16 protein-coding genes are annotated in these 13819 nt (G+C 39.0%); 7 read left to right on the top strand and 9 right to left on the bottom strand.

From position 1 onward, the window contains the following. Positions 1-65: 65 nt before the first annotated feature. The 4 genes from ligA to SJY09_RS03830 all read right to left on the bottom strand — a co-directional run bounded on the left by ligA (position 66) and on the right by SJY09_RS03830 (position 4148). On the bottom strand, positions 66-2060 hold the full coding sequence (gene ligA, locus SJY09_RS03845; RefSeq protein WP_396637638.1) for an NAD-dependent DNA ligase LigA: 1995 nt from the start codon (positions 2058-2060) through the stop codon (positions 66-68). Then, a complete protein-coding gene (locus tag SJY09_RS03840) occupies positions 2050-2640 on the bottom strand; it encodes a TIGR00730 family Rossman fold protein (RefSeq protein ID WP_396637637.1) in 591 nt (196 codons plus the stop codon). The genes ligA and SJY09_RS03840 overlap by 11 nt, the downstream gene beginning before the upstream one ends. A 165-nt stretch (positions 2641-2805) precedes the next feature. Next, on the bottom strand, positions 2806-3660 hold the full coding sequence (gene prmC / locus SJY09_RS03835; RefSeq protein WP_396637636.1) for a peptide chain release factor N(5)-glutamine methyltransferase: 855 nt from the start codon (positions 3658-3660) through the stop codon (positions 2806-2808). 2 nt (positions 3661-3662) lie between these two features. Beyond that, complete coding sequence (locus SJY09_RS03830) at positions 3663-4148, bottom strand: GNAT family N-acetyltransferase (RefSeq protein ID WP_396637635.1); 486 nt, start codon at positions 4146-4148, stop codon at positions 3663-3665. Positions 4149-4205: 57 nt separating this feature from the next. Here SJY09_RS03830 and ribD point away from each other — a divergent pair, with 57 nt between their 5' ends. The 4 genes from ribD to SJY09_RS03810 are packed head-to-tail and all read left to right on the top strand — an operon-like array spanning position 4206 to position 7403. Continuing rightward, positions 4206-5330, top strand: coding sequence for a bifunctional diaminohydroxyphosphoribosylaminopyrimidine deaminase/5-amino-6-(5-phosphoribosylamino)uracil reductase RibD (gene ribD / locus SJY09_RS03825; protein WP_396637634.1), 1125 nt, complete (start codon positions 4206-4208; stop codon positions 5328-5330). Further along, the gene (locus SJY09_RS03820) at positions 5323-5925 is read left to right on the top strand and encodes an HAD family hydrolase (protein WP_396637633.1); all 603 of its coding nucleotides are present in this window, start codon (positions 5323-5325) and stop codon (positions 5923-5925) included. Before ribD ends, SJY09_RS03820 begins: the two co-directional genes overlap by 8 nt. After that, a complete protein-coding gene (locus tag SJY09_RS03815) occupies positions 5926-6789 on the top strand; it encodes an EamA family transporter (RefSeq protein WP_396637632.1) in 864 nt (287 codons plus the stop codon). A gap of 2 nt (positions 6790-6791) precedes the next feature. Next, positions 6792-7403, top strand: coding sequence for an IMPACT family protein (locus SJY09_RS03810; protein WP_396637631.1), 612 nt, complete (start codon positions 6792-6794; stop codon positions 7401-7403). A 30-nt stretch (positions 7404-7433) separates the two neighbouring features. Here the strand turns inward: SJY09_RS03810 and SJY09_RS03805 are convergent, their stop codons facing one another. Next, positions 7434-7832, bottom strand: coding sequence for an acyl-CoA thioesterase (locus SJY09_RS03805; protein WP_396637630.1), 399 nt, complete (start codon positions 7830-7832; stop codon positions 7434-7436). A gap of 206 nt (positions 7833-8038) precedes the next feature. On the opposite strand from SJY09_RS03805, the gene dnaA reads away from it, so the two are divergent. From dnaA to SJY09_RS03790, 3 genes are read left to right on the top strand one after another with little or no spacing between them, the layout of a single operon-like run. Further along, a complete protein-coding gene (gene dnaA / locus SJY09_RS03800; RefSeq protein ID WP_396637629.1) occupies positions 8039-9463 on the top strand; it encodes a chromosomal replication initiator protein DnaA in 1425 nt (474 codons plus the stop codon). 7 nt (positions 9464-9470) lie between these two features. Beyond that, complete coding sequence (locus SJY09_RS03795; protein WP_396637628.1) at positions 9471-9920, top strand: low molecular weight protein-tyrosine-phosphatase; 450 nt, start codon at positions 9471-9473, stop codon at positions 9918-9920. Positions 9921-9925: 5 nt separating this feature from the next. Next, positions 9926-10639, top strand: coding sequence for an SAM-dependent methyltransferase (locus SJY09_RS03790; RefSeq protein WP_396637627.1), 714 nt, complete (start codon positions 9926-9928; stop codon positions 10637-10639). A 56-nt stretch (positions 10640-10695) separates the two neighbouring features. Here the strand turns inward: SJY09_RS03790 and SJY09_RS03785 are convergent, their stop codons facing one another. The 4 genes from SJY09_RS03785 to dapF all read right to left on the bottom strand — a co-directional run bounded on the left by SJY09_RS03785 (position 10696) and on the right by dapF (position 13809). Next, positions 10696-11325 carry a hypothetical protein gene (locus tag SJY09_RS03785; RefSeq protein WP_396637626.1) on the bottom strand — a complete coding sequence of 210 codons (630 nt, stop codon included), beginning with the start codon at positions 11323-11325 and terminating at the stop codon, positions 10696-10698. 146 nt (positions 11326-11471) lie between these two features. After that, the gene (mltG, locus tag SJY09_RS03780; protein ID WP_396637625.1) at positions 11472-12515 is read right to left on the bottom strand and encodes an endolytic transglycosylase MltG; all 1044 of its coding nucleotides are present in this window, start codon (positions 12513-12515) and stop codon (positions 11472-11474) included. Further along, on the bottom strand, positions 12515-13039 hold the full coding sequence (locus SJY09_RS03775; RefSeq protein ID WP_396637624.1) for a GNAT family N-acetyltransferase: 525 nt from the start codon (positions 13037-13039) through the stop codon (positions 12515-12517). Before SJY09_RS03775 ends, mltG begins: the two co-directional genes overlap by 1 nt. Then, positions 13033-13809: a diaminopimelate epimerase gene (gene dapF / locus SJY09_RS03770; protein WP_396637623.1), complete on the bottom strand. Its 777-nt coding sequence runs from the start codon at positions 13807-13809 to the stop codon at positions 13033-13035. The genes SJY09_RS03775 and dapF overlap by 7 nt, the downstream gene beginning before the upstream one ends. Positions 13810-13819 lie beyond the last annotated feature (10 nt).

Here is a 13819-nt window from a genome sequence, read left to right as displayed (position 1 = left end):
TGTTAAGGCCCTAATAATGTTATGTAAAGCAAGAACCAATACTTTTTATACCAGTAGCTTAGCCACTAAATCATATTCAGAAACTCCTGTTCCGTGATAATAGGAACACCAAGGTTTTCGGCCTTTGTGCGTTTACTTGGACCCATTTTATCCCCAGCGACCAAATAACTGGTCTTGGAGGATATGGTCGAGCCTACTTTTCCGCCGTTATCTTCAATCATTTTTTTAAGTTCGGTCCTACCCACTGTTTCAAAAACACCGGAAACGACGATGGTCTTGCCTTTTAATAGTTCGGTCTGATTTTCCAATTTTTCTGCAGAGAGTTCAAATTGTACCCCTTTGGCCCTTAAACGTTCAATAGCTTCTAAGTTTTTTTCTGTACTAAAAAATGCTACTACGCTTTCTGCTATTCGTTCCCCTATTTCGTCCACAGCCACCAATTCGTCTTGGCTGGCATTGGCCAGCGCATCTATATTTTTATAGGCCTTTGCCAATTTCTTGGCGACCGTCTCCCCCACATACCGAATGCCCAAAGCGAACATGACCCGCTCAAAAGGAATAGCGACCGATTGCGCAACTCCTTTGATGAGATTGTCGGCAGATTTTTCTGCCATACGCTCCAAGGGTAGAATCTGTTCCTTGGTCAAGTCATACAAATCGGCATAATCCTTAATCAATCCTTCTTTAAATAATAATTCTACCGTTTCTCCTCCCAGACCTTCAATATCCATGGCTTTACGCGATATAAAGTGTTGTATACGTCCTGTAATCTGAGGCGGACAGCCATATTCGTTAGGGCAGTAATGCTTGGCATCACCTTCGCTACGTTCCAAAGGCGTGTGACATTCCGGGCAGCTAGCGATATAGGTCGTAGGTGCTGAATTGGCCGGTCTTTTTGACAAGTCCACCGCTATGATTTTGGGGATAATCTCCCCTCCTTTTTCCACAAAAACGGTATCGCCCTCACGGATATCCAATTTCGCGATTTGGTCGGCATTGTGCAGCGATGCTCTTTTTACCGTGGTACCCGCCAACAAAACAGGTTCCAGGTTGGCCACCGGTGTAATAGCTCCCGTACGCCCCACCTGATACGTGATTTCGTTTAAAACCGTAAAGACCTGCTCCGCTTTAAACTTATAGGCCATGGCCCAACGTGGTGCTTTTGCTGTGTACCCAAGCTCATCTTGGTGCTGTAGGCTATTGACCTTTACCACTACACCATCGGTCTCATAAGGGAGGTCGTGCCGTTGTACATCCCACTGCTCCACAAATTCCATGACTTCCGCCGTGCTTTGGCATAGTTTGGCCACCGTAGGCACTTTAAAACCCCAATCGCGCGCTTTTTCCAACATTTGAAACTGCGAACTGATGCCTGTGTTTTTTCCAACGATACTATACAACAAACACTCCAAAGGACGTTGTGCCACCAAGGCACTATCCTGTAACTTTAAACTGCCAGATGCTGTATTCCTGGGATTCATATAGGGTTCCTCCCCATTAGCTATACGCTCCTCGTTCATCTTCTGGAAACCATCAAAGGGCAATACAATCTCCCCGCGGATATCGAACTTTGGTGGATAATCTCCCTTTAACTGCAAGGGAACCGATTTAATCGTTTTTATATTGGTGGTAACATCATCTCCTTGAAAACCGTCTCCACGGGTTACGGCACGTACCAATTTTCCATTTTCATAAGTAATACTGATGGAGGCACCATCATACTTTAACTCACAAGTATACGCCACAGGAATAGCACCCAAATTACGCTGAATACGCTTTTCCCAATCCTCTAAATCTTCTTTGGAATAGGAATTGTCCAGAGAATACATACGGTGTTCGTGTACAATGGTCTCAAAGTTCTTGGTGACCATACCACCTACACGAATACTAGGCGAACTGGCATCATAAAACTCTGGATGCGCTGCTTCTAAACGTTGCAACTCCTTCAATTTCATATCAAAATCAAAGTCCGTAATCGTTGGATTATCAAGTACATAATAATTGTAATTATGTCCTCTTAATTCATCACGCAGTGCCTTTATTGTAGTTTCAATACTCATTTATCTGTTCTTTTGTCATCCATTGCGGTTTAGGAAGCGGTTTAAAGGCTTTCATTTTATCCAATAGCGTATCAATATTCGTTTCCACTAAAATAGCATTTAAGTTCTCTTTTTTTACAAAGCCTTTCGCTACCATTCTAGCCAGCATCTGCAGTAATTCATCATAAAACCCATTGGTATTCAATACGGCAATAGGATAAGGATGCAAGCCCAATTGGGCCCAGGTCAGCATCTCAAAAAACTCCTCTAGTGTACCAAAACCACCGGGCAACATTAAAATACCTTCGCTAAGCTCGTGCATTCTTAGTTTACGGTCGTGCATGTTCTGTGTGATAATAAGTTCGGAAAGACCATCGTGATACACTTCCTTTCGTTTTAAAAACTCCGGAATAACGCCTATAACTTTTCCATCATTTTCCAAGGCACCCTGAGCCACCTTGCCCATAATGCCGATTTTAGCACCTCCATAAATCAGTGCTATACGCTGCTTCGCCAGCTTGGCGCCCAACTCGTGGGCATCCTCCGCAAATTTTGGGTCCTCCCCAATACTACTTCCACAAAAAACTACAATTCCTTTCATTCTTATTCTTTACTATTCAAACTCAAATACAAAATCAAACTCAAACTCAAGTTCAAGTTCTAACTCAAATTAAATTGTCACGTTTTAACTTTCCTACTCCTTACTTATTACTGCTTGCTGCGTGCTGCCCACTGCCTTCTGCTCAACGCCCACTGCGTACTTTTACTACCCGCTCACTACCCCCTTTATCATACGGTCATTACCAAACATATCTTTTCTTAGGGTAATATGCTTGAACTTGTGTTCTTCTAACAACTGTACCATTTCCTGACCTAAATATTGATTTATTTCTAAATACAATAATCCTGATTTTGATAAATTTTCTTTAGCGAAATTAGCAATAGCCCTGTAAAATACCAATGGGTCTTTATCGCTAACGAACAAGGCCATTTCCGGTTCATAGTCCAAAACATTTGAATACATTTTATTTTTTTCTAAATCCCTGACATAAGGAGGATTAGATACGATGATGTCGTAGTTAGATTGGATCTTTAATTGAAGCATATCTGCCTGAAAGAAATCTACCGATACGCTATTCAGTTCGGCATTAGACCTAGCTATCTTTAAAGCATCTAAAGAAATATCCAAGCCATGTACTAAGGCCGATTCTAGATACTTTGCCAAACTTATTGGGATGCATCCGCTTCCGGTTCCAATATCCAGGATTTGTAACCGCTCCTGAGGCTTTGCTTTACAGTCTTTTAGTATCCAATGTACCAGTTCTTCCGTTTCCGGCCTTGGAATCAGCACTTCCGGACCTACTTTAAATTGTAAATCCATAAAATCTGTATAACCAATAATATACTGTATAGGTTTATGCTGCTTTAGTTCACTCAGGCCTTCAAATAAGGGCTGTTCCTCTGTTTTTGATAAGGCCATATTGGGCTGTACGGCGAGTACAAAACGTTCCAAATCTAAATAATGTTCTATCAATAGGTAGAAGAAGCTAGTGACTTCTTGTTCACCGTAGAGCGGATTCAATTCCTGATGAAAAATGTTCTTAATTTCGCGCAGCAACATGACTATAGGGTTTTCAACATCCAAACGGGACAGGAAAAATGCCCTGTATTTCCCATAGGAGCTTCAATATAATCGAATCCCGATTTCTGATAAAGTTTTTGCGCTGCCTTCATAAAAGGCATGGTTTCCAAATAGCACTTTTCAAAACCATATTCTTTTGCTTTTTTTAAGCAAATAGCCATCATTTGTGCACCCAGACCTTTACCCCTGGCTTCTTCTAGAAAATACATCTTTTGCAACTCACAGACATTGCCTTCGTAATTTTCTAATTGTGCAATACCCGCACAGCCCAATATTTCTCCATTTTCTTCCACGACAAAATAGTTGGCTTTGGGTACTTCATAATTTTCAAACATATGGTCGAGTGCCGTATCGGCGTACGCAGTACCCACTTTTGGGACCCCCAGGTCTACCAATACTTTTCGAATTACACCTGCTACCTTAGCATTGTCCTCTTTTCTTATTTCCCGAATTATAGCCGTTGCCATACTGTTGCTTTTCAATAGGTTTTAAAGTACTATTTTTGATGCGTGAAGATACGTGAATTGCGTATATTCTTAAAGGCTATAGCCATAGAAAATATACGAATGCAACCGATACCCATGCCAAAATTAGATTCCTTTTCTAAAGACGAACAGTATATGTTACGTAGTATAGAAATTGCTAAAAACGGATTAGGCACTACAGCGCCAAATCCTATGGTAGGTGCGGTTATCGTGTATGAAGATAAAATTATTGGCGAAGGGTACACCAGTCCATTTGGCGGTGCGCACGCAGAGGTAAATGCCATTAATTCCGTTACCGACAAGTCCCAACTGGCCAAGTCTTGCCTGTATGTGACCCTAGAACCCTGCTCCCACCATGGAAAAACACCGCCTTGCGCAGATTTAATTTTGAAACATAACATCCCCAGAGTAGTTATTGGATTAAAAGACCCCCATGAAAAAGTAGCAGGCAAAGGAATTCAGAAACTCTTAAAAGCGAAGTGCGAGGTAGTTACCGATGTTTTAAAAGAATACTGCGCTGCCCATCACAAACGTTTTCTAACTTTTCATTTAAAAAAACGTCCTTTTATTATTTTGAAGTGGGCGGAAACCGACGATGGCTTTATCGCTCCTGACAAAGCACTACGAGCGACCAATCCCGAACCGTATTGGATAACCAGGGCACCTGCCAGGCAACTGGTGCATAAGTGGCGTAGTGAAGAACAGGCAATTTTGGTGGGTACTACCACCGTTTTGGAGGATAATCCGAGATTAGATGTGCGGTCATGGAACGGGAAATCGCCTATTAGAATTGTTCTTGATGCCAATTTGAAGATTACAAAAAATTACCATGTCTTGGACGGAAGTCAAAGAACTATTGTTTTTACAAAAAATGATAAGATGCCTGTAGCCACAAATAATGTGAGCTATGAAGTGCTTCAGTCCGAAAATTTGGCTCAAGATATTTGTGATACTTTACATTGTTTGAATATTCAAAGTGTACTCATAGAGGGAGGTGCGCAGACCTTACAAACATTTATAGATGCTGATTTATGGGATGAAGCCCGCATCTTTAAACGAGCTGTTTCTTTTAAGAATGGGGTGGCCGCACCCGTGATTAAAGGTCGTATGATTTCCAAACAAGCTATTGAAAATGATCAGTTAACATTTATCAAAAATGATTAAGAATATAATTTTTGACTTTGGAGATATCTTTATAAATCTGGATAAGTTGGCCGTTTTTAAGCAAATGGCACTTTTTGGATTTACAGCGCTTACACCAGAATTGGATACGTTGGCAAAAAACTATGAGATGGGCTTGATGAGCTCGGAAAGTTATGTGGCAGCCCTAAAGGATATTTTTCCGCAAGCGGATGCTGAAGCTATAATTCAAGCCTGGAATTCCATAATTCTAGATTTCCCCGAATACCGTTTGGAATTTATTGAAAAACTTAAGAAAGAAAATAACTACCGCCTCTTTTTACTAAGCAATACCAATGATTTACACATCACTTTCGTCAAAGAAACTATGGGTATAGTACGCTACAAAAGGTTTAAGAATTGTTTTGAGCAATTTTACCTATCTCACGAAATACATATGCGCAAACCAAATACCAATATTTACGAATATGTGTTGGCACAAAATGGACTCCAAGCTAATGAAACCCTGTTTATAGATGATACCAAGGAAAATACCGAAAGTGCGGCCTTATTGGGAATAAAGACCTGGAACCTTATTGTAGGTCAAGAAGACATTACCGAGTTAACTAACAAAATTTAGATGCAATACCTTCTACTAAGTGTCCTTTTTTCCAGTTTTATTTTTGTCATCTTTAAACTATACTCCAGATTTAAAATAGAGACCCTTTACGCCATTATCACCAACTACGTAGTAGCTTGTATGGTTGGGCTTTTGTTTTATGAAGGTAAAGTGGACTGGCTTCTTATTCCCCAGAAGCGTTGGTTTTTTGGGGCTATGGCCTTAGGTGTCCTATTTATTCTTGTTTTTAATATTATGGCAGCCACATCGCAAAAGCTTGGGGTTTCCGTGGCATCCGTAGCGACCAAAATGTCTTTTGTATTACCGGCTTTCCTAGGGGTATTCCTTTACAATGAGCACCTAGGGTTAGTAAAAATAATTGGTATTGTCATAGCAGTTCTTGCGGTATACTTTGTTTCCGTCAAAAATACAGGAGAGGTCTTTAAGTTAGCTATGTTAATGCTTCCTTTTCTAGTTTTTCTAGGTTCCGGGACAATAGATATCGCTATTAAGTTCTTTCAAGAGTTATATGTGCCAGAATATGAATTTGCGCTGTTCTCTGCGACTGTTTTTGCAGCCGCAGCCGTTGTTGGTCTTGTTTTTATTACAGCGAACAGTGTCCGAAAACCTTTAAAAGTAAATCTAAAGAATGTCGGTGGCGGTATCCTTCTGGGCGTGCCAAATTTCTTTTCTATCTACTTTCTCTTAAAAGCACTTGATTATAAAGGTTTAAGCAGTGCATCTATATTCACTTTGAACAATGTAGGCATCGTAATGTTATCTACTTTTCTCGGTATTCTATTGTTCAAAGAAAAACTTCAACTGCGGAATTGGCTGGGTATAGGGCTGGCAGTAATCAGTATTTTTTTAGTAGCATTCTCTTGATTATGGAACGAAGGGACACCTACAAAACAATTACCAAGGCCACCGAGGAGATACTCCTCAAAGAAAAGAAGAGTAAATTTTATGGATTTGCTTTTCCCATACAAAATGAGGAAGAAGCCAAGCAAAACGTTGAAGCACTTAAAAAACAGTTCCCTACTGCAAATCATGTGTGTTATGCCTGGCAATTGGGTGTTGAACAAGCCTCTTACAGAGCAAATGACGACGGAGAGCCCAATAATTCCGCAGGGATGCCCATTTATGGACAAATACAATCTTTTGATGTTACGAATGTACTTATCGCCGTGGTCCGGGTTTTTGGCGGAACCAAATTAGGGGTCGGTGGTTTAATAAGTGCCTACAGGAATGCTGCAAAACTTGCCTTGGAGGAAGCTATCATCACTGAAAAGACTATTGAGGAACAACTACTCCTAAAATTTGAATATGCTGAAATGGACCTTGTCATGCGTTTTATTAAAAAAAATCAGCTGAACATCTTTTCTCAAGAACTAAATCTAGATTGTGAAATTGTGATATCGGTCCGGAAAAGTAAAGTCGAATCGGTTGTCGATAATTTAAAAACGTTACATAAAATAAAGGTTTCAAAAATTGATTGAGTGCTATCGAATTCTTTTCCTACGATTCCATTAAAAATCCAATTTATCTAGAATATAATCTGGACATTTTATAGGTCTTTTCTTACTAATGCTCATAAACACCAAAACCGTGTTTGCTTCTGCCAAAATTTCTTCTCGCTCATTGGTGATCATATAATCGAACTCAATCCGCACAGAAGGCTTTTCTTTGAGCTCGGTCCTTACAAAAATGAGGTCATCATAATAAGCTGACTTTAAATACTTGATATTGAGATTAATAACGGGAAGTATAATTCCGTTATCTTCCATTTCCTTATAGGAAATCCCCAGTTTACGGAGCCACTCTACCCTGCCCATCTCTAAGTATTGCGCATAATTACCATGATAAACCACGCCCATTTGGTCAGTTTCACCATATCTGACACGAAAAGAAATTGTATTATCTTTCATTTTTTCAAAGTAAAAAGTATATATTTAGAAGCTCCCCCTAAAGGTCAGCGAACATGGTAAAAAAAAAGCTCAAATTCAATAGTATTTGATTTTTTTTTTAGATTTTTTGTTCACATATTTGCCTACCTTAGAAAAGCGTCAATATTATGTTAAATTGATGTTTTATTGTAAGATTAACTAACCAATAATCGAGAACGTTTATAACTATGAGTGTTACTGCTAATTCCGTTTGGGAAAACTGTTTGGAGTTTATCAAAGATAATATCCAACCGCAGGCATTCAAAACTTGGTTTGAACCTATTAAGCCTATCAAATTAACAGAGAATGCCTTAAGCATTCAAGTACCTAGTAAATTCTTTTACGAGTGGCTGGAGGAGCACTATGTGAAACTCTTGAAAGTTGCCCTTACGAAAGAACTGGGAGAAACGGCCAAACTGGTTTATATCATACGTATGGAAAACACCTATGGCAACAAGGAACCTTTTACGGAGAAAATTCCTAGTTCTAACCGTGGAAACATGAGTCCACAAGAAATGGACGTTCCCATTAAATCTAAAAATCCTGAGCTCAGGAATCCTTTTGTCATTCCAGGTATCCGAAATATTAAAATAGAATCACAGTTAAACCCTAACTATAATTTTGATAATTTCTTAGAAGGTGATTCCAATAGACTTGCCCGTTCTGCCGGTATGGCGGTAGCAAATAAGCCTGGCGGGACTTCTTTTAATCCTTTATTAGTTTTTGGTGGTGTTGGTTTAGGTAAAACCCATTTGGCCCATGCTATCGGGGTTGAGATAAAGGATAAATATCCAGAACGTACGGTGCTCTACATCTCTGCGGAGAAATTTACACAACAATATATTGAGTCTGTTAAGAAGAATACGAGAAATGATTTTATCCATTTCTACCAGCTTATCGATGTATTGATTATTGATGATGTTCAGTTCCTTTCAGGGAAATCCGGAACTCAGGATGTTTTCTTTCACATCTTCAATCATCTTCATCAAAATGGTAAGCAGGTAGTACTTACATCTGACAAGGCTCCGGTTGACATGCAAGATATTGAACAGCGCTTGCTTTCCCGTTTCAAATGGGGATTATCCGCCGAATTGCAAAGCCCAGATTATGAAACCCGTATTTCTATTCTGAAGAATAAATTATACCGAGATGGTGTTGAAATGCCCGAGGATATAATAGAATATGTTGCAAAGCATATAAAAACTAATATCAGGGAATTGGAAGGTGCCATTATTTCTTTGATAGCACAATCTACCTTAAACAAACGCGAGGTTACTTTAGAACTGGCGCAGCAAGTGGTAGAAAAGTTTGTTAAAAACACGAAGCGCGAGGTTTCCATCGATTACATTCAAAAAGTTGTATCCGATTACTTTGAAATGGATGTGGCCACCCTACAATCCAAAACAAGAAAAAGGCATATTGTGCAGGCAAGACAGCTTGCAATGTTCTTTGCTAAAAAATTTACCAAAGCTTCTCTTGCCAGTATTGGTTCCCAAATAGGTAAAAGAGATCATGCTACGGTTTTACATGCTTGTAAAACGGTTGATAACCTTGCAGAAACCGACAAACAGTTTCGTAAGTATATTGATGACCTTACCAAGAAATTCTCCTAAGTCTTAGATGGAAAATCGTATTCTAATGGTATGCCTAGGAAATATTTGTAGGTCGCCGTTAGCGGAAGGTGTTCTTAAAAACAAGGTGAATCCTGATACCGTTTTTGTTGATTCTGCAGGTACAGGAGGCTACCATATAGGAAATCCTCCAGACTTTAGGTCCATAGCTATTGCCAAAAAATATGGAATAGACATCAGCAAGCAAAGATGTAGGCAGTTTATGGCGAGTGATTTTGATAGCTTTGATACGATTTATGCTATGGACAAAAGCAACTATAACAATATAGTTCGTTTGGCTAAAACCGCGGACGACATAGCAAAAGTAAAATTACTCTTGGAGGAATCGGACAGTGTTGAAACTGAGGTACCCGACCCCTATTACGGAGCAAATGATGGTTTTGAATTGATATATCATCTAATTGATGCCGCTTGTACCAGCATTGCTGTAAAACTTTAAGAACTATGGCTGATAAACTCGGAAAGCTTTATTTAATTCCTTCTACCTTAGGAGATATCCCCCCGCTGGAAGTGCTGCCCATCTCCATCAAAAGAGCCATTGAAGAAATTGAACATTACATTGTTGAAAACGAAAAAACAGCACGTCATTTCATAAAAAAGGTAAGTCCTAGAAAACCCCAGCCATCCCTTAAATTATTTGCGCTTAATAAATTTACGGAGACCTCTGAAATACCCAGTTTTTTAGACCCATGTTTAGAAGGGTACGATATGGGCATTCTTTCAGAAGCAGGTTGCCCAGGAGTAGCGGACCCAGGTGCGGCAGTAGTTCAAATAGCACATGAAAAGCACATAAAGGTAGTGCCTCTTGTAGGACCTTCTTCTATACTGCTTGCGCTTATGGCAAGTGGTTTTAACGGTCAGAATTTTGCCTTTAACGGATACTTACCCATAGATAGTCTAGACAGAAAAAAAGAAATAAAACGATTGGAAAAAAAATCTAGGGACGAGGGGCAGTCTCAACTCTTTATTGAAACGCCATATCGCAACAACAAACTTTTAGAGGAGTTACAAAAAACCTTACTTCCTAACACTAAGGTATGCGTAGCCTGCGATATCACCCTGACTACAGAGTATATTGCTACAAAGGCTGTTTCTCAATGGAAAAATGAGCACATCGATTTACACAAAAGACCTACAATTTTCATAATACAAGCATAAAAAAACCCTGACAACTCATTGCCAGGGTTCCCCATTTTCATATCTACATTAACTTTTTATATCCTTGGATTCCTTATCGCCATGACTACAGAGGTATCGTATCCCGAAAACTTACTGATATAGTTGGCTATAGAAGAACCATAACCATCGGTTACATCTGCTTTTCCAAAGGAGCGTAGGTAGCGCTGCACATTACCAGGTCCTGCTAGGTGTGCCGCTGCCAAAATACCGGATTCCGTAATCTTTATTCCATCAATAAATTTACCTTGAAACCTTTTTATATCTCTCCTTAGAATCCATTTGTTTCTAGAAAGATTGATATCAAAAACTTTTTCTTGCAGTTGAGGGTCACTTAAAAATTCTTTACCACTATATACCCCTACCAACTCTAGTGTATTTATTCCAAATTGATATTTACCCAAATAACCATAGGTGTTAACTACAAAATAATTTCCTTGAGATTCCTTAAAAGCCAAGGCCTCCTTAAAACCTGTAAATCGACTCCCTAAAAAAGGAGGATTTATATCTTGTTCGCTGGCAATACTATTTTGTTGGGGGTTTGTTACTAAGATGGATTCGTTTACTCTCAATGCTTCGGGCACCTCTACATTGTAAAGGGTAAAGCCATAACTAGAAAGAATAAAAGTAACGATAATCGGAAATGCATAATATATCCATTTTCTCATAACTTGCTTTTCTTAAGCCTTATAGCATTAAAATTGCGTACTTAAATTTCACAGTGCAAAGTTATGGAGGAGAAAATGAGAGTTTAAGAAGTCTTTGTTAAATTAATACAGATTTAGTTAACATGTCTTAAAATTCGGATTATTTACTACCGATTAATATTCTTACTATTAATCCACCGGATGTACTGCGCTTTATTTCGGTTGTGCTGCGCTAAATTCTCCGCAAACATATGGTAGCCAAAATTTTCAACATTCGCTACAAAATAATAATACTTGTGCTTTTCGGCATTAAGAACGCCATCTATAGCGCTAATATCGGGCATTGTGATAGGTCCTGGAGGTAATCCGCCATACTTATAGGTATTGTAGGGCGATTCAAGTTCAAAATCCTTATAAAGCACTCTTTTGATAACGAGACTAAAGTCGTTGGCTTTCTTTTTTATCCCATAAATAAGGGTGGGGTCCGCTTGTAGGAGCATACCAGCTTTGAGTCTATTTAGATAAACTCCTGCTACCCGTGGCCGCTCGTCTACTTTTGCACTTTCTTTGTGCACGATAGATGCTAAGGTAATCACCTCATTAGGAGTTAAACCTAAGGCTTCTGCCTTTGCCATACGATCCTCGTTCCAAAATTTTTCGTACTCCTTAAGCATACGTTTTCTAAATCCTTCTGCAGTTGTATTCCAGAAGAATTCATAACTGTTAGGGATGTACAGAGAAATTTGATTGGCCTTATCGAAACCATTGGCTTCTAGAAACTCATTGTCAGTAAATACACGAAGTAAAGATGCGCTATCCGCTTCTATCTGTGTAGAAATCCTACCTGCTAGATCTTGAACGCGTTCCTGATTATTAAAGGCAACCTTTACGGGAATGTTGTTTACCCTTAACGTATTAATAATATCATTGTTGGTCATTCCTTTAACGATGCGATACTTCCCTCCTCTTATATTTTGAGCATATCCCTTTCTTTCCGCGGCCGATTCAAAGGAATCCAAATCTAACAATAGCGGTTCAAGATTGTTCTTAACTTCATTAAAATTAGCGTCGGTTGTTATATACACAAAGGCTTCCTTATTATTAAAGGCGGTATTTGGTGTAAAGAAAACACTGTAGACCATGTAAGCAAAGGCTCCTCCAGCCAACAGCCCAATTATTGCAATCGCGAGTAAAATACGTTTAATATACATTAGTGTTCGATCTTTTGAAATAAGACTTCATTTTTATATTCACCTTCAGAAAAAATCCAATCCTTTTTTACGCCTACCTGTTCAAAACCCAGTTTTTTAAATAAATGAATACTTGAGGTGTTCGCCTCAAGAATATTGGCATAAAGCTGTCGTAAACCGAGTGTTTTAAAGGCATAAGAACAAAGGATTTGTAAAGACTCAAAACCAACACCTTTACTTCTGTCTTCCTCCTCTAAAATAATAATTCCTACACCTGCTCTTTTGTTTTGAGGGTCAAAATTGAATAAATCTATAAGTCCTACGCTTTTATCATTGGTATTACAAATTACCAATCGAAGCTGTTTTACATCATAAATATCCCTATGTGCATTCTCCAAGTAATGTTCAAGAACATTCTTGGAGTAAGGCGTAACCGTGCCGCTTATTTCCCATACCGCAGTGCTGTTCTCTAAACGGTATAAAAAATTAAGATCCTCTTGTTCAAGAGCCCGTAAATAAATATGTTCTCCTTTTAAGCTTACCAAGATATTTCTCCTTTATACACCTGTTTCGCTGCACCTTTAAGATAGATGTTACTGTAAACCCCTTCTTTAAAGTCAAAGAACACCTCCAGTTTTCCTCCTAAAGCATTAATATTAACGGTATTGGATTTCGTTTTGTCTAAACTATGCATTCCCAACGCTACGGCGGTTACTCCTGTGCCGCATGATAGTGTTTCATCTTCCACTCCTCTTTCATATGTTCTAATGGAAAAGGACGCTGCAGCATCTTGTTGCACAAAATTGATATTTGAACCTGACTCACCGTATAGACCGTATCTAAGTTTTGCCCCTTCTTTTACAACGTCGAAATCTTTAAGACCTGCTACCAATTGAACATGGTGTGGCGAACCGGTATCCACGAACAAGGAATTTGTTTTTGATTTAATCTCCGTTACATTCTGCATTTTCAAACTAATTACGTCTTCATTGACAGTAGCTTCGTGTAGCCCATCAACAGCCATAAATTTGGTGCGATCATCTATTACTCCCAAGTATTTGGCAAAAGCGACGATACATCTACCTCCGTTCCCACACATGGAGCCTTCTTTACCATCTGCATTAAAATACACCATTCTAAAATCTGAAGACTCATCGTCCTCTAATAAAATTAAACCATCCGCTCCTATCCCGAATCTTCTATCACAGAGCTGAGCTACAAGCTCATTATTATCCTTTGGAAAAAACGCCTGTCTGTTATCTATCATAACGAAGTCGTTACCAGTCCCTTGATATTTAAAAAATGTTGTTTTCATGACTCGATTA

It is taken from the genome of Maribacter sp. R77961 (assembly GCF_044594925.1).
Classification (GTDB): Bacteria; Bacteroidota; Bacteroidia; order Flavobacteriales; family Flavobacteriaceae; genus Maribacter.
Note: the sequence above shows the minus strand (reverse complement) of the source record. Positions and strands in the feature narration are given on the sequence as shown.